The organism is Syntrophales bacterium (genome assembly GCA_030655775.1).
Classification (GTDB): Bacteria; Desulfobacterota; Syntrophia; order Syntrophales; family JADFWA01; genus JAUSPI01.
Map to the genome: position 1 here is coordinate 1 of JAUSPI010000031.1, position 16,862 is coordinate 16,862.

Consider the following 16,862-nt stretch of genomic DNA (forward strand, 5'->3'; position numbering starts at 1 on the left):
TTATCCATGAAATGCAATAAATTTGAGTTAACTTTTTTCAAAACAGTGAGTTTCCGAGGATTGACCCCCGGAAACGCAGCATTTTTGAGTTAACTTTGTTTTTTTGCCTCTGTAACTAACTGTATTCACATGCATTATAAGCATTGAACAGGCTTAAATTGGCCGAATCAACTCCTTCTCTATCTTGCATTATGCTGTGTAAACATTTTTTCTTGTTCTCAATATCATAACTCATTTCTTTGGTTACGACTACAGGCCACAGCCTAAAAGCCTTGCCCATTTTCTTTCTAAGAAGTTTGTGTTTATCTTCTCCGGCATATTTTTCTTCAATCATAGCTGCAGTTAACGGGACACCAATTTCAATGACACCTTGCCTGGCGAGTTCGATCATCTCTTCAAATGCCATTTTATCTGCCTTTTTATTCTCAGGAATATCAGTATCCGTTAAATCTCCTAAAACAGAATTATCAACTGCTACACATATAACCATCGCATCATGCCTTGTGTTTTCTATTAGAAATATAGCCTTTTATAGATACATCCAATTTTTTACGGACAACGCCCTAATCTTATCTCAAATGATGCTGTTCCTCCGGGCAACTCGACTACTTCCTTCCTAACTTCTCCTCTATCAAGCCGAGATGCAGTATCGGAGCTTCTACCTTCTATTGGGTTCCCATTTCTGTCAAAGCAGTCAATAACAATTCTAACAAAGGTATAATTAAATCTTTTTTTTGCTTGATAAAGTATTGATAGATGTTGACCTTCCCTTTTGTAATTCAATATCTTAATGCATTCATTACTAATCAAACCTTTGAATTCTCTTGTTCTTGTTTTCTTTACCCTTTCAACCTTTCTTGATATTATACTCTTAACGGCGTCAGGATTCACATAACCGATCAATGTCGTGCAGACTGTCCTTCCTTTAACGTCCTGCTTGATAATTTTAACATTATCAACATATCCAGACGCTATTGTTTCAATCAAATCCTTCTTTAACTTAAAATCCTTAACGATACTTGTTGAAGATATGAACGTCTTATAGGTTTCAATGGCCTTCCTCAAAGCCATTGCATATGAAATCTCCTTTGCCACCATCAGAGACTCACTGTCTCCGTATTGGTAACAATACTCACCTCTAATCTGTACTCGTTTTGCGTAGGCTGAATCAATAAAAATAAAACTCAGCAACAACAAAAAAAGTGCTACCATTTTTTTCCTTTGAATTTTTATAAATAACATTCCTGTGTATCAAATGATAGAAATACATAAATAAGTCGGTCATCACTTCCTTGCAAGAATGCACAAAACCTAACCATGCCCTTTATCACAATTCATCGGGAATTACAGATAATACCCCTTCCATCATTTCAGAAGCACGTGAAAAGTCCCGCGTTTTTTCACCAGTTCTTCTAAGATATTCAATCATAACTAACGTCCGGACAACTTCGTTAAACCTCAAGACATCTCCTCGTTTTTCAGCACTCTCTTTCGTACTGTTGATAATTCCTTGTACTGTCTCCTCTGAATACCCGGGTCTCGTAATTAAGGCATTAAGATACTGCTCTTCTTTCGATAAATTTGGATATTTCTCTTTGATAGCAGACAAAGATATGAGCTGTGTCTTCGCAACGCTCATAGCAAATCCTCTTGGATTTCCTGGAGACGTTTTAACAACCTTAATTATGAAGAGAAGAATAACCAAAGCAATGACCGATATGATTACATAAACCATTTTTTCCTCCATAAGTTCAATGTTGCCAAGGATCGGGAGCCTAATCGGCGTTGGCTGATACTTAAGTGCGAATTAGCAGGGTTAATTTCTTTTTTTCACAAAATAGGGCAGTTCAATGTACTCGACAAGAGGAACGTTTGCAATTTCTAACTCTACGCAATTGAATCCAAGTTTTCTAATAATAAGCTCGATAAAGCCATGTCCGAAATTTTGAAACCGAGCACACATCTGAATAATCTCATCAACCAATGTATCCATAGCTTTTTGAGGATCATTTGGATTTATCAAATTCAAAATCGACCAATTTACCATTGTATCGCTAAAAGCAAATAAGTTATTGCCCTGATGTTCAGAGATAAACATGCTTAGAACTTCATCCCGGGTAATGCGATCTATTTGGTCTTTAACCTTTTGTCGATCATAGTGAAACGCGTACTTATTTCGCAACTCATTGATTAAATTATCTTCTCTGAAATATCTCTTTATTTCTTCTAAACTTTGTCTTGCTGATGCGGAAATCAGATTATCATATCTTTGGGAAAGTTTTTTGGCAAAATAGGAAGCCCTGAGTATCTGCCATCCCTCGTTAATTTTCCCTGCAAGTGTCCTGATAAAGAAAAGTGCTTGAGTACGTTGTGCAGTTTTCGCGACTCCTTCTTTTGACGCAATTGTATTACCGGCGTAGATCAAGCATTTTTGTAAAATCATTAGCTCATCCAAAAGGTGCGTAAGTTGGAAAAAGAAGACCTGATCCTTTTTGGGAAGCCTATCCAACTGAGCTTTGGAAAATTCAGCTTGTATTAGTTTCATAAAAGTGATTACAGGTTTTGTTGTTTTATAGACGTCAAATGGATTGACGAGCTGTATAATTAAACATTTAGACTGATACTTATCCGTATAGTTATATACCCCTCACCATAACGCTCTTCTATGGGAAAAGGGACTTAAGGACAAACAAGTTTTCTCTTTGCCCTGCGCCTTTAGCCTTTTACCAATTGCTGTATTTTTAACCTCAATGCATTGAGCTTGATAAACCCGGTGGCGTCCTGCTGGTTGAAAATCTCATCTTCCTCAAAGGTAACGACATCCTCTCTGTACAGAGAGTTGGGCGCTTTTCTCCCCACTACAATACAGTTACCCTTATACAGCTTAAGACGGGCCGTCCCCGTAACATTTTCCTGTGTCTCATCAATCATCTTCTGCATCATCTTCATCTCGGGCGAATACCAGAAACCATTGTAGACAAGCTGAGCATACTTGGGAACAAGTGAATCCCTTATAAACATGACTTCTCTGTCCAGGGTAATAGACTCGACTGCACGATGAGCAGCCCATAGAACAGTTCCACCAGGCGTCTCATAAACCCCTCTTGATTTCATTCCCACGAAGCGGTTTTCAACCATATCCATTCTGCCTATACCATTGGCACCCGCCAGTCTGTTTATATAATCCAGGAGTTTCGCCGGGCTCATCCTCTCCCCATTGACTGCAACAGGATTCCCCTTCTCAAAACCTATCTCCACATAGGTCGGCTTATCCGGGGCAGCCTCCGGAGATACAGTTAAGACAAACATATCCTCATCGGGCTCAACCCAGGGATCCTCCAGAATCCCCCCCTCATGAGAGATATGCATAAGGTTTCTGTCTTCACTGTATGGTTTTTCTTTCGTCATGGTAATCGGGATATTATGTTTGTCGGAATAATCAATCATCGATTTTCTCGAATCAAAAGTCCAGTTATCATCCCTCCAGGCAGCTATGATCTTTATGCCCGGATTGAGGGCCATGTAGGTCAGTTCAAATCTTACCTGATCATTACCCTTCCCTGTGCCACCGTGGCATACTGCATCTGCTCCCTCTTTTTCCGCAATTTCAATCTGCTTCTTTGCTATGAGCGGCCTGGCCAAAGAAGTTCCTAACAGATATGATCCTTCATATTTTGCATTGGCGCGAAGAGCAGGAAATACAAAATCTCTTACAAATTCTTCCCGTAGATCCTCAATGTATATCTTGCTGGCTCCGGTGTTTATCGCCTTCTCTTCCAGCCCATCCAATTCCTCTCCCTGACCGAGATCGGCTGCAAATGCCACAACTTCACAGCCGTAGGTTTCAATCAACCACTTCAGAATAACCGAGGTATCCAGTCCTCCGGAATAAGCCAGAACTACCTTTTTGAAATTTTTCATTTATGAATGTCCCTCCGCAAATTTGCTGTTTCGCTCCCACTACTTCAAGACAGGGCTGAAGCCCTGAGCTACAGAAGAAGTAGAAGGTTGGGTTGAACATAGCGAAACCCAACAAACTATTCTTTTTAACTTTGAACTCTGAACCCGGAACTTTTTACTTTGCCATCAATATTTCCATGATCGCCTTCTGAACATGAAGGCGATTTTCCGCCTGGTCTATCACCACCGAGAGAGGGCCGTCGATGACATTATCGGTTATCTCCTCTCCCCGATGGGCGGGAAGACAATGCATTATAATAACATCATCTTTGGCACAACCGACCAATGCTTCATTTACCTGATAATTTTTAAATTCCTTCACCCTCTTATCGTGTTCATCTTCCTGTCCCATGCTGGCCCACACATCTGTATAAATCACATCTGCATCCTTCACAGCCTCATATGGATCCCGATAGAGAGTTACCTCTCCTTCCCTCACCCCCCTCTTAAGAATAGTCTTATCAGGATCATATCCGGCAGGACAGGCAAGCGCAAGCTGGAAGGGCAGTTTTGCGGCGGCATTTATCCAGGAGTTCGCTATATTGTTTCCGTCACCGATATAAGCAATCTTCAGACCTTCATATCCTTCCTTTTTCTCTATAAGAGTAAAAAGATCACTCAATATCTGACATGGATGCAGAAGGTCCGTCAAACCATTTATGACAGGGATAGTCGCACATCTGGCAAATTCATCAACCAGCTCCTGAGAAAATGTTCTTATCATAACGCCATTTAAATATCCGGACATTATCATTGCAGTATCAGCAACGGTCTCACCCCTTCCCAGCTGTATGTCGCTCATATTGAGAAATATGGCTATTCCTCCTAACTGATACATGCCCACCTCAAAAGAAAGTCTCGTCCTCGTAGACGATTTTTCAAATATCATACCAAGGGTCTTTCCTCTCAAAGGTGTATATGGCTCCCCGTAAATGAGCATTTTTTTCAATCTTTCGGCCCTTTCAAATATCTCATCAAAAGCAGCTTTCTCAAGATCGTAAATACTTAAAAGGTCTTTTCCCATCAGTCCCCCATCACCTCATCAAGCACATTAACGGCCATGTCAATATCCTCCGCTGTTACAATCAACGGAGGGACAAACCTCAATATGTTTCCACATGTGCAATTTATCAATAACCCTTTGTCCATGCATTTTTTTACAACATCTTCGCCTTCGACAGAAAGCTCCATGCCAATTATTAAACCCCTTCCCCTCACTTCCTTGATGATTGAGTGGTTTTTTTTAAGTTCATTTAATTTCTCCAATAAGTAAGATCCTGTCTTTTTACAATTTTCAAGCACACCTTCTTTAAGCAATACCTCCATTACTGCGAGTCCCGCGGCCATTCCCAGCGGATTGCCCCCAAAGGTAGAAGCATGGCTTCCCGGCACGAAAGCGGCGGCAACCCTGTCGGTCGCCAGCATTGCCCCCACAGGAAACCCATTTCCCATGGCCTTTGCCAATGTCATAATATCTGGTTCAATACCGTAATTTTCATAAGCGAACAGACTCCCCGTACGTCCCATACCCACCTGAACCTCATCCAGTATTAAAAGAAGGTCATTATCGTTGCAAATTTTCCTGACTCCCCGGAGGTAATCGTTATCGGGAATCCGTATCCCTCCCTCTGCCTGGATTGGCTCTAACATAATCCCGCATGTCTTTTCCGTTATGGCATGTTCCAGGGCAGAAAGATCGTTAAATGGGACATACTTGAATCCTCCCGGCAACGGTGCAAATCCCTCCTGAAACTTTTTCTGTCCTGTTGCCGTAATAGTTGCCAGCGTTCGGCCATGAAAGGAATCAATCATGGTGATTATCTCATATCTGTCCCCGCCCATATTTTCATGGCCATATTTCCGGGCAAGTTTAATCGCCGCCTCATTGGCCTCCGCGCCACTATTACAGAAAAAGACCTTGTCAGCAAAGGAGTTTTCAACCAGGAGTCTGGCAAGACCAATCTGCGGTTCAATATAATAGAGATTTGAAACATGGGTAAGAATCTCCACCTGTTTCTTGATTGCTTCTACCACCTTGAAATTGGAATGGCCAAGACTGCAAACAGCAATCCCGGCAACAAAATCGAGATACTCTTTCCCGTCACTGTCCCAGACCTTCACTCCCGAACCCTTCACCAAAACTATCGGAATACGCCTGTAAGTCTCCATTATGCTTTTATCCGAGAGTGCTATCAGTTCTTCAGTTGTCATCCTGTTATTTCCCTTTATATGAAATCCGCCCTTACAAAAGGATTTCTGTTCCTATACCCTCGTCGGTAAAAATTTCCAGAAGAATGGAATGTTTCAGACGTCCATCAATGATATGAGCTTTTTTTGTGCCACTTTTCAGTGCTTTAAGGCAAGATTTAACCTTTGGATACATACCTCCCTCAATGACACCCGTCTCAATTAACTTCTCTACCTCATCGCAACTCATGGTATTTATAAGTTGACCTTCCGCATCCAGGACACCTTTTACATCCGTCAGCAAAATGAGCTTTTCTGCCTGTAAGGCTGCCGCAACTTCACCGGCAACGATATCGGCATTGATGTTATAGGTTTCACCACCATCCCCCACACCGATAGGCGCTATAACAGGAATGAATCCTTCATTCGCCAGTAATACGACAAGATTAGTATTAAGTTTCTTAACCTTGCCCACGAGTCCCAGATCTATAATTTCAGGCGGCGTATCCTTTGCCTTGTCGGCACTCAAAAAATATTTCTCTGCCTGAATAAGATTACCGTCTTTGCCGGTAAGACCAACAGCATTACCTCCGTGATGATTGATGAGGCCCACAATTTCTTTATTCACATTACCGGCAAGGACCATTTCTACGACACTCATGGTTTCCTCATCCGTCACTCTCATTCCCTGGACAAATTTCGAGTCTTTACCAAGCTTTTTTAAAAGATTCCCTATCTGAGGACCTCCACCATGCACCACCACTGGATTGATCCCTACATATTTCATCATAACGACATCCATGGCGAACATCTCTTTCAATGACTCATCCACCATGGCATGACCACCATATTTAATGACAACGGTCTTATTACAAAAACGGCGTATATAAGGCAGGGCCTCTAAAAGAATAGCTGCCCTCTCCATTGATTTTTCAACGTTATCCATCTCTCACCTTTTCATATTCCAACTTTGAACTTTAAACTTTGAACTCGAAACTCTTAAAGTATATATCTGCTCAGGTCTTCATCTTCCACTATATCATCCAACTTTTTCTTGACGTAATTTGCATCAATTATCACTTCTTTTTCACTCATATCAGGGGCATCAAAAGAAATTTCATCAAGAAGTGTCTCCATAATAGTATAAAGCCTTCTGGCTCCTATATTCTCTGTCCTTTCATTGACAATGGTGGCAATCTCAGCAATCTCAGCAACAGCTTCATCCTTGAAAACAATCTTTACGCCCTCTGTTGCCATCATCTCAACATATTGTTTTACAAGAGCATTATGAGGTTCAGTAAGTATTCTTATCAAATCCTCCTTACCGAGAGAATCCAGTTCCACCCTTATAGGGAATCGCCCCTGAAGTTCTGGAACAAGATCAGATGGCTTGGAGGCGCTAAAGGCCCCGGCAGCAATAAAAAGAATATGATCCGTCTTCACCATGCCATATCTGGTATTTACAGTAGATCCCTCCACAATCGGCAGAAGATCCCTTTGAACACCCTCTCTTGAAACATCGGGACCATATGTGGAGCCACTACCAACAATTTTATCGATCTCATCTAAAAATATAATGCCTGACTGTTCCACCCTCTCTATAGCCGTTTTGGTAACCTTATCCATATCCACCATTCTCTGAGCTTCTTCCTCAGCCAGAATCTCCATTGCCTCAGGAACCTTAACATTCCTTTTCTTCTTCTTCTGGGGAAATATGTTTCCGAACATCTCTTTTATGTTAAAACCCATATCCTCAACTCCCGAAGAGGAAAACACTTCAATGACCGGACCGCTCTTGCTCTCAGACACCTCTAAATCGACGGTACGATCATCCAGTTTGCCTCTTCGAAGAAGCTGGCGAAGCTTCTCACGGGTAGTGTCTTCTTGTTCAATCTGTTTGTACTCATGCGGCTTTGAATCATCACCGGGAAGAATGTCTTCAACCTTCTTTTCCACCGGTTTTCGTGGAAGAAGAATATCCAGAATTCTTTCTTCAGCAACCTCTGCTGCCTTGGTTTTAACGCCTTCCTGTTCTTCCAATTTAACCATATTTACGGCCAGCTCCACAAGGTCGCGAATCATTGACTCAACATCTCTGCCGACATAACCAACCTCCGTAAATTTTGAGGCTTCAATCTTTAAAAAAGGAGATTTGTCAAGCTTGGCCAACCTTCGAGCTATTTCTGTTTTTCCAACTCCGGTCGGTCCTATCATTATAATATTTTTAGGAAATATTTCCTCCCCAAGTTCTTCAGGAACATTCTGACGCCTCCATCTGTTACGCAGTGCTATGGCAACGGCCCTCTTGGCATCACCCTGGCCGATTATGTATCTATCCAGCTCTGAAACAATTTCCCTTGGTGTTAGTGTTTTTGATGGCATATATTCTCCTCACTATCGTTCGAGTTTAGAGTTTCGAGTTCAGAGTTCAAAGTTCAAGTCTGATGTTCTCTCTCTATTTCTTGTTTCTGCCCTCTTCTTCTACAGTATCAATCTCTTCAATCGTTATATTATCATTTGTATAGATGCATATACCGGAAGCAATCTTCATCGCCTCTCTGGCTATCTCTGTTGAACTCAGATCCGAATATCTTACGAGTGCACGAGCCGCTGCCAGTGCGTAAGGTCCACCAGAACCAATCGCCATTACATTATCATCAGATTCAATGACATCTCCATTACCAGATATAATTAGAAAATGTTTTTCGCTCACTGCTATCATCAGTGCTTCCAGATGCCTGAGAACCCTGTCCGTTCTCCAGTCTTTGGTCAACTCAACCGCCGCTCTCAAGAGATTCCCGCTGTGCTGTTCCAGCTTTTGATCAAATCTGTCAAAAAGAGTAAACGCATCGGCAGTCGCCCCGGCAAATCCAACAACAACCTTATTATTATACAGCCTTCGAACCTTTCTGGCACTATGTTTCATTATAATAGTATCTAAAGTAACCTGTCCATCTCCGGCAACCGTTACTTTTCCCTTATGTCTCAACGCTATGATTGTAGTTCCTCTTATGTTCATTTACCCTCCTCTGGCCTTGGGATGAGCTTTGTCGTACACTTCCATCAGCCTGTTTACACTCACGGACGTATACTTCTGTGTTGTGGAAAGGCTCTCATGACCAAGAAGCTCCTGAATAATCCTGAGATCCGCACCCGCATCCATCAGATGAGTGGCAAATGTATGTCTTAACGTATGAGGGCCAATTTTCCTGTTAATTCCGCTCATACGGACATACTTATCTATGATTCTTCCCACGCTCCTCGGCGTTAATCTTGTACCGATCCTGCTGACAAAAAGTGGTTTTTTAATATGAGCCTCGACTTTTTTCTTTGTCAGTTCACCTCTTCTCTCAATATAGTTATTAACAGCAGTTAGTGCAGGGGTACCCACAGGAACTATTCTTTCCTTCTTTCCCTTTCCCCTGACCAACATCTGGGATTGTGTAAAATCTATGTCATCGATGTTTAACCCGGTAAGTTCACTGACGCGTACACCTGACGAATATAACAGCTCCATCATCGCCCTGTCCCTGAGTCCGGGCGCGTCCTGTTTAAACTTCACATCCAGAAGAGAAAACATCTGATCCACCGTAAGAAAGGCAGGCAAGTATTTGTCGGCCTGAGGTGCTTGAACCATTTCGGCGGGATTATTACTAATTCTCCCCTCTCGAAGCAGATATTTAAAAAACGATCTTAGTGTTGCAACCTTCCTCGATATAGTAACTTTCTTAATCTTTCTCCGGTAGAGAGACCCTAAAAATGCCCTTATGACAAGGTGATCAATACCAACAAACCCCTCACCGCTTTCTCCTGCAGATATATTGTTTCTCTCCAGATATTCCTTGAACTGCCTTAAATCGGCCAGATAATTCCTCCTGGTGTGTGGAGAAAGATTCCTCACAACCTTCATGTGAACTTCAAAATCTCTTATTGCTTTCTCCATGAATTTATCCTGCCATTACTTTGGTCCAAAAAAATAACAGCCATGAAAACGCACACTCCGTGTTTTCATGGCGAAGAACAATCAGTCCGCGACATTCCCAATGAGAGCTTTGCAAAACTGCAATTCTGGTCATTGCGAGGAGCTTTAGCGACGCGGCAATCTTATGAATTATTAATATGTTACGAGATTGCTTCGCTTTGCTCGCAATGAAAATATTGGTATTATGTAAAGCTCTCCCAATGAAGCAGAAAGAAACACGGACAAACAAGTTTGTCCATGCCACCCATAATTTAAAAAAGTTGATGGGCAGCACCCACCCTGCAACTCGGAACTTTGAACTCTGAACTCTGAACTTTAATAGCGGAAGCGGCCATCAACATCGCCTTATTCCAGCATGATAACAACAACAGGAATTGTCAAAGTTATTATCAAATACTCTCGTACGGCCGTCCCTGAAGGCTATCCTAACGAAAGAACATCCTCCAAGTATCTGGGAATTCCTCTCCTCAACCACAACACCATAACCCCATTGGGGGAAGCGGCGATGGATAACTTGATCACCGACTTGAAGATAAAGCCGCCGAAATTCCTCATTCATGACAACCCCGCACTGCCAGTCTAATTATCGAGAGCTTTGCATAATTGTTGTTCTGGTCATTGCGAGGAGCGGAGCGACGTGGCAATCTCTCATATTTACAATGAGATAGAGATTGCTTCACCTTCGTTCACAATGACAATATGGTATTATGCAAAGCTCTCTTATCATTTGTCACCAAAAATCTTGAACTTACCAAGACTTTGTCACATCTTATACTTTCCAAAATCTTCCGGAGATAGACTTTTCAAAAATTCTTCTAAATTTTCCTCTTTTAATTTATCCAGGCTCATCACCTTTTTATCACCCAGATCCAATTTCCTTGATTTTTCAATAACCTTCTCATCTACCAATATAGGGGCGTTTCCCCTTAAAGCAATGGCAATTGCATCACTGGGGCGGGAATCAACAATAACATTCGACCCATCTTTCAGAAAATATATATTGGCAAAAAATGTGTTATCCTTTAAATCATTAATCTCGATTTTGGTCACCTTGACGTCAAGACGCACTAATATATTGTGTAAAAGATCATGGGTCATCGGCCTGGAAAAACTTACCTTTTCCAATTCCGTCGCTATGGCGCTTGCTTCAAAAAGCCCTATCCATATCGGAACAGCCATTTTTTCCTCCATATCTTTTAAAATTACTATGGGTGTATTCGTCAAGGGATCTATCGCCAAACCGGATACCCTCATTTCTATTAACATTTTGAAACCTCCTTTTTACTAAGCACTGAGCAGTCAACAAACAGCTATCAGCATGATAAAAACAAAGAATCTAATAATCAATTAAGATAAAAATTGAACTCTTATGGCTGACAGCCGAAACGCTTACTTTTTATATCAATCCGCCTCTCAAGGAGTGGAGATAGGCCTTAATGATATTTACCGAAACGGTTTTCCCGATAATGTTATCCTTTGCTTCAAAATTGATGATCTTGTTAGACCGTGTTCTTCCCATTACATCATCACGACAATTTTTACTAACTCCTTCCACCAAGACCTCTCCTATGCCGCCCTCAAGAACTCGGTTCTTCTCAAGTGAATGTGTTTCCTGAAGGGATTGAATTGTTTGTAACCTCCTGTTTTTAACATCTTCATCCACTTTATTATTAAAATTTATAGCCGCTGTACCTTCACGTTCAGAGTACTTGAAAGAGAAAACACCATCAAATCTGATTTCTTCCATAAGATCAACAGTTTCCTGAAAATCCTTCTCGGTTTCTCCGGGAAACCCCACAATAATATCCGAAGTAATACTTATACCGGGGCAAACTTCCCTTAATCTGGTGACTCTGCTCAGGTAATCCTCTCTTGTATAATGTCTGTTCATTCTCTTCAGGACATCATTCGAACCTGACTGAACGGGCAGGTGAATATGCTCGCACAGTTTATCAACCTCAGCAAAACACCCTATAATATTTTCCGATATATCTTTAGGATGAGAAGTTGTAAATCTTATCCTTTCTATCCCCTCTACCCTGCCAACCTCCTTCAATAATGTGGAGAAATCATGGCATCCACTCATTGTCTTACCGTAAGAATTTACATTCTGACCGAGTAAAGTTACTTCCTTCACACCATGATCGGCAAGGATGGCTATTTCATTTATAATGTCCTGAGGTTTTCTGCTCTCCTCCCTCCCTCTCAGAAAGGGGACCACACAATAGGCACAGAAATTATCGCAACCATGCATCACTGTAACATAGGCACTTACACTGCCATTTCGCGGCAATGCAAGTATACCTAAGGATTGTACGGATTCGTGAAATGAGGTTTTCACGACCCGGGATCTGGTATTTTCGATATCTCTTATCATTTCGGGAAGGCGATGTATATTATGGGTGCCAAAAACCAGATCCAGGTGCGGTGCCTTTCTAAGAAACTTTGGCCCCAGTTGTTGAGCAAGACACCCACCTATGCCTATTATCAGGTCAGGTTTCTTTAATTTTAATTCTTTGAATCTCCCTAATTCACTGTGCGCCTTATGCTCGGCCTTTTCCCTTATACTGCATGTATTTATTATAACAAGATCAGCCTTCTTCGCATCCTTCGTCGTTTCATATCCCGACCCCTTAAGCAGTTCCATTATCTGCTCCGAATCATGGACATTCATCTGACATCCGAAGGTTCGAAGATAGAGATATTTTTGTTTCAAAATTTTAAAATACCTATATTATTCAAAGATTTCACATTCTACAAATAAACTTAATACATGGAAAAACCATAGTCAACAAAAAATTAGGCGAAAGGTAAAAGGAACGTAAATATCAAAATGGATAATTACAAAGTAATATCTCTTAACCCTTAAAGGCTTGTTGCTCATATTTCTTTTCGCTTGTCTACAATACTTTTTGATAAATCTAAGGCTTGCTTCAGGCGATTTCAAAACTCGCCCTTCGGGCTCACACAGTTGAAATCGCTTATCTTCCGCTTCGCCAAGATTCATTCGCAAAAAGTTTTGTAATGACCACTCAAAGAAATACCTGCTTGAGCAACAGCCTGTTAACCTTTGCCCTTTAACCTTTAACCTTTGCCCTTCAACCTTTGATACAGTAAAGAGCCGATTTTCCCCTGTATACTGCCGCATCACCCAGCTCTTCTTCTATTCTCAGCAATTGATTGTATTTCGCCAACCGCTCACTCCGGGAAACGGACCCGCTTTTTATCTGCCCGCAATTTGCCGCTACCGCAACGTCCGCCATAAAGGTATCCTCTGTCTCTCCAGACCTGTGGGACACTACCGTGGTATATCCCGCCTCTTTCGCCCTTTCGATGGTTTCAAGGGTTTCTGTCAGAGTGCCTATCTGGTTAAGCTTAATCAGGATGGAATTGGCGACTCCGAGCGATATTCCCCTTTCCAGTATTTTTTTATTTGTCACAAAAAGATCGTCACCCACAATCTGGATTTTAGAACCCAACTCATCTGTCATCAATTTCCATCCATCCCAGTCATTTTCGTCGAGCCCGTCTTCTATTGATATGATCGAATATTTTCCGACCAGGTCACTATAGAATTTCACCATCTCCTCAGCACTCTTATTGGGGCTTTTTTCAGCAGATAGAACATATTTGCCATCAGCGTAAAATGAGCTTGCCGCTGAATCAATGGCTATAAATATGTCTTTCCCCGGTTCATAACCCTCTTTTTCAATCGCTTCCGTTATAAGAGAGAGGGCCTCTTCATTGGATTTCAGATTGGGCGCAAATCCACCTTCATCCCCGACTGAGGTATTATAACCTCTGCCTTTAAGCACTTTCTTTAAACCATGAAAGACCTCACTGCACATTCGGAGCCCTTCTTTAAAGTTCTCTGCACCAACCGGCATAATCATAAATTCCTGGATATCAACATTGTTGTCCGCATGTTGTCCGCCATTCAAAATATTGGTCATCGGCACAGGGATTTCCCTGGCGGAAACTCCTCCGATATATCTGTAAAGCGGAAGGCCTACCGCCTCTGCAGCCGCCTTGGCACAGGCAAGGGATACGCCAAGGATAGCATTTGCGCCGAGGGATCCCTTGTTGTCCGTTCCATCCAGTTCAATCATGGTGCAATCAATTTCCCTCTGGTCGCAACAGTCCATCCCTATTATCTCAGGAGCAATCTTATAGGTTACATTTTCCACGGCCTTCTGAACACCCAAACCGTGATATCTTTCCTTATCACCGTCCCTCAGCTCGACCATTTCATGTTCTCCCGTCGATGCACCGGATGGTACTGATGCCCTGCCGACTATCCCTGAACTCAGCGTGACCTCCACTTCTACTGTTGGGTTTCCTCTTGAATCAAGTATTTCCCTTGAATATACGTCGATTATTTCAGTCATATCTGCTTTCCTCCCATTTAAAAAGTATTATAGTAACTTGAAGCTCGGAGAATATGCTCGCCACTAATTTTCAATAAATTTAATTTATACTAATCTAAGGGTATTTTCAAGTTGATTGAGAAAGAAACAATTCCCGAAATCAATCTCAGATTTCGGAAGTTTAATCTTTATGGTCTCGTAAAAAGTCTTTTTTTGTCACCCTGAATCATGTCCTGAACTTGTTTCAGGATCATTCAGGGTCTCTAACTTGCTGAAATAATTAGATGCTGAAACAAGCGAGATCCTGAAACGAGTTCAGGATGACAAATGGTGCAGTTTATGACTTTTTACAAAGCCGTCAATCTTTATTGAACTTAATTGTAATTTCTGCTATTGAAGTTGACAGACTCGTAAAAAGTCTTTTTTGTCACCCTGAATTTATTTCAGGGTCTCTAACTTGCTGAAATAATTAGATGCTGAAACAAGTTCAGCATGACAAATGGTGCAGTTTATGACTTTTTACGAGTCCATCAAAGTTACGTTTGCAAAAATCATTTCCTCATATTTACAGGAGAACTCGCATGATTGACCTTCACACCCATTCAATTTTCAGCGACGGAGAATTAGTTCCGTCGGAGCTGATAAGGAGAGCGTCGGTAGCCGGATATCAAGCAATTGCAATAACTGACCATGCAGACCACTCAAATATAGATTTTATCATCCCGCGCATAGTGAAGGTCTGTGACAGAATATCCGATGCATATTCTATCAAAGCTATCCCGGGAATTGAGATCACTCATGTTCCACCGGAAAGCATCCACGAGCTGGCAGCGGAAGCGAGGAAAATGGGAGCAAAGATCGTCGTCGTACATGGAGAAACCATCGTAGAGCCGGTTATTCCGGGAACCAATCTTGCCGCGATTAAATCACCGATAGATATTCTTGCCCATCCGGGCTTAATAACGGAAGAAGAGGTCAGGTTGTGCTCCGAGAAATCGGTGTTTTTAGAGATTTCCACCAGGCACGGACACAGTTTAACCAATGGACATGTTGTAAAACTGGCCCGTAAATTTGATGCCTGTCTCGTCCTCAATACCGATACCCATGCCCCTCAAGACCTTGTAAGTAAAGAGATGGCCCGCAGAATAGCTGCCGGGGCAGGGATGAGTGAGAAAGAGATTGACACAATGTTTGAAAATTCGAAGAAACTGGTTGAAAAAACCCTGAAATAATGAAAGTACTTTTCTTATCTGATGCCCATCTGCAAAGCAGAGAGGATGCTAATTATAGTTTTCTGTCGAATTTCCTCGATACCCTCAAAGAGAAAATTGACCATCTTTTTATTGTCGGTGATTTTTTCGATTTCTGGTTTTGCAGGGAGGAGAAGCTATATCCCGATTTCAGAACAATAGTTGACAAATTGACAGATCTGAAAAACAGCGGAGTTCAGATACATTTATGTGAAGGAAACCATGATTTCTTTCTCAAAAAATTCTTTACTGATAGACACGGGATGGAGGTCTTTCCTGATTGGGGAACTATCAATCTGGACGGTATCGTAACATTTGTTTCACACGGAGATACCATCGATACGTCCAATACCCGATACCTCATGTTAAGAAAACTATTGAGGAGCAGGACATTTTACCAAATGCAGGAAAAACTCCCACCTGTTATCCTCTGGAAGATTGCCCGGATGAGCTCAAGAATAAGCAATGAGCATTTAGCAAAGTCTCCGGATGGCCTCGTCGAAAAAATGGAGGCCTTTACCATTGAGAAATTTAAAGAAGGGTTTGATGCCGTAATACTGGGGCATTGCCACAAACCAACAATAAAGCAGTATACTATTGACGGAAGGGAAAAGACATTTGTAACTCTTGGTGACTGGATCAGGCATTACTCTTATCTTCTATATGAAAATGGCAAATTTACCCTCTCCGCATACAGACCATAGTTAGAGTCTTTATTCTCAACAACTGCGTTTTTTGCGCAGATGTTGGTACCAGTTCAAACAGCAAGCTTTAGTTAAGAGTGTAAAGTGAACTAAAGTGCCTAAAGTTAAAAAATGCGCTTTCAGCGCAGCCTGTTTCGAATTTGACCGCGCCGAAGGCGTGTACATTAACTTTAGCTCACTTTAGGCACTTCAAACTTTAGGCACTTTTGGGGACGTGTTTTTTATGAATTTTGGTGGAATACTTTCTTGTTTTTCTTCTTTTGAAGATTCAAAGTTTGTCGTGGTGCCTATTCAATACGACCTGACCTCAACCTATCAGTCTGGATCAAGGAGGGGACCGGCGGCCATACTGGACGCTTCCAGTAACATGGAACTCTATGATGAAGAACTCTGCAGGGAAACCTATCTTGAA

General features: G+C 41.8%; 18 protein-coding genes. 4 read left to right on the forward strand and 14 right to left on the reverse strand.

The window, feature by feature from the left end; translation table 11 throughout:
- Positions 1 to 115 precede the first annotated feature (115 nt).
- From Q7J27_01750 to xerC, 11 genes are all read right to left on the reverse strand, one after another.
- Positions 116 to 490: a hypothetical protein gene (locus Q7J27_01750; GenBank protein ID MDO9527862.1), complete on the reverse strand. Its 375-nt coding sequence runs from the start codon at positions 488 to 490 to the stop codon at positions 116 to 118.
- Between the two features lie 59 nt (positions 491 to 549).
- On the reverse strand, positions 550 to 1,212 hold the full coding sequence (locus Q7J27_01755; GenBank protein ID MDO9527863.1) for a hypothetical protein: 663 nt from the start codon (positions 1,210 to 1,212) through the stop codon (positions 550 to 552).
- Between the two features lie 115 nt (positions 1,213 to 1,327).
- On the reverse strand, positions 1,328 to 1,735 hold the full coding sequence (locus Q7J27_01760; GenBank protein ID MDO9527864.1) for a hypothetical protein: 408 nt from the start codon (positions 1,733 to 1,735) through the stop codon (positions 1,328 to 1,330).
- 81 nt (positions 1,736 to 1,816) lie between these two features.
- Positions 1,817 to 2,545 carry a hypothetical protein gene (locus Q7J27_01765; protein MDO9527865.1) on the reverse strand — a complete coding sequence of 243 codons (729 nt, stop codon included), beginning with the start codon at positions 2,543 to 2,545 and terminating at the stop codon, positions 1,817 to 1,819.
- 170 nt (positions 2,546 to 2,715) lie between these two features.
- Positions 2,716 to 3,921 carry an argininosuccinate synthase gene (locus tag Q7J27_01770; GenBank protein ID MDO9527866.1) on the reverse strand — a complete coding sequence of 402 codons (1,206 nt, stop codon included), beginning with the start codon at positions 3,919 to 3,921 and terminating at the stop codon, positions 2,716 to 2,718.
- Between the two features lie 154 nt (positions 3,922 to 4,075).
- Positions 4,076 to 4,984 (reverse strand): ornithine carbamoyltransferase, encoded by a 909-nt coding sequence (gene argF, locus Q7J27_01775; GenBank protein MDO9527867.1) that lies wholly within the window; start codon positions 4,982 to 4,984, stop codon positions 4,076 to 4,078.
- Positions 4,984 to 6,171 carry an acetylornithine transaminase gene (locus Q7J27_01780; GenBank protein ID MDO9527868.1) on the reverse strand — a complete coding sequence of 396 codons (1,188 nt, stop codon included), beginning with the start codon at positions 6,169 to 6,171 and terminating at the stop codon, positions 4,984 to 4,986. The genes argF and Q7J27_01780 overlap by 1 nt, the downstream gene beginning before the upstream one ends.
- 31 nt (positions 6,172 to 6,202) lie before the next feature.
- The gene (argB, locus tag Q7J27_01785; protein MDO9527869.1) at positions 6,203 to 7,093 is read right to left on the reverse strand and encodes an acetylglutamate kinase; all 891 of its coding nucleotides are present in this window, start codon (positions 7,091 to 7,093) and stop codon (positions 6,203 to 6,205) included.
- 53 nt (positions 7,094 to 7,146) lie between these two features.
- Positions 7,147 to 8,529 carry an ATP-dependent protease ATPase subunit HslU gene (gene hslU / locus Q7J27_01790; protein MDO9527870.1) on the reverse strand — a complete coding sequence of 461 codons (1,383 nt, stop codon included), beginning with the start codon at positions 8,527 to 8,529 and terminating at the stop codon, positions 7,147 to 7,149.
- A gap of 73 nt (positions 8,530 to 8,602) precedes the next feature.
- The gene (gene hslV, locus Q7J27_01795; GenBank protein MDO9527871.1) at positions 8,603 to 9,166 is read right to left on the reverse strand and encodes an ATP-dependent protease subunit HslV; all 564 of its coding nucleotides are present in this window, start codon (positions 9,164 to 9,166) and stop codon (positions 8,603 to 8,605) included.
- On the reverse strand, positions 9,167 to 10,090 hold the full coding sequence (gene xerC / locus Q7J27_01800) for a tyrosine recombinase XerC (protein MDO9527872.1): 924 nt from the start codon (positions 10,088 to 10,090) through the stop codon (positions 9,167 to 9,169).
- A 394-nt stretch (positions 10,091 to 10,484) separates the two neighbouring features.
- On the opposite strand from xerC, the gene Q7J27_01805 reads away from it, so the two are divergent.
- Positions 10,485 to 10,712 (forward strand): hypothetical protein, encoded by a 228-nt coding sequence (locus Q7J27_01805; GenBank protein ID MDO9527873.1) that lies wholly within the window; start codon positions 10,485 to 10,487, stop codon positions 10,710 to 10,712.
- A 179-nt stretch (positions 10,713 to 10,891) separates the two neighbouring features.
- Here Q7J27_01805 and Q7J27_01810 read toward each other — a convergent pair whose 3' ends face one another.
- From Q7J27_01810 to eno, 3 genes are all read right to left on the reverse strand, one after another.
- Positions 10,892 to 11,395, reverse strand: a complete 504-nt coding sequence (locus Q7J27_01810) for a bifunctional nuclease family protein (GenBank protein MDO9527874.1) — start codon at positions 11,393 to 11,395, stop codon at positions 10,892 to 10,894.
- Between the two features lie 130 nt (positions 11,396 to 11,525).
- Positions 11,526 to 12,845 carry a tRNA (N6-isopentenyl adenosine(37)-C2)-methylthiotransferase MiaB gene (gene miaB, locus Q7J27_01815; protein MDO9527875.1) on the reverse strand — a complete coding sequence of 440 codons (1,320 nt, stop codon included), beginning with the start codon at positions 12,843 to 12,845 and terminating at the stop codon, positions 11,526 to 11,528.
- Between the two features lie 382 nt (positions 12,846 to 13,227).
- Positions 13,228 to 14,517, reverse strand: a complete 1,290-nt coding sequence (eno, locus tag Q7J27_01820) for a phosphopyruvate hydratase (protein ID MDO9527876.1) — start codon at positions 14,515 to 14,517, stop codon at positions 13,228 to 13,230.
- A gap of 560 nt (positions 14,518 to 15,077) precedes the next feature.
- On the opposite strand from eno, the gene Q7J27_01825 reads away from it, so the two are divergent.
- The 3 genes from Q7J27_01825 to Q7J27_01835 all read left to right on the forward strand — a co-directional run.
- Positions 15,078 to 15,728 carry a histidinol phosphate phosphatase domain-containing protein gene (locus Q7J27_01825; GenBank protein MDO9527877.1) on the forward strand — a complete coding sequence of 217 codons (651 nt, stop codon included), beginning with the start codon at positions 15,078 to 15,080 and terminating at the stop codon, positions 15,726 to 15,728.
- Entirely contained in the window at positions 15,728 to 16,450 is a 723-nt protein-coding gene (locus Q7J27_01830; GenBank protein ID MDO9527878.1) for a UDP-2,3-diacylglucosamine diphosphatase, read from the forward strand. The genes Q7J27_01825 and Q7J27_01830 overlap by 1 nt, the downstream gene beginning before the upstream one ends.
- Before the next feature lie 223 nt (positions 16,451 to 16,673).
- On the forward strand, positions 16,674 to 16,862 hold a 189-nt coding region (locus tag Q7J27_01835), incomplete at its 3' end, for an arginase family protein (protein MDO9527879.1).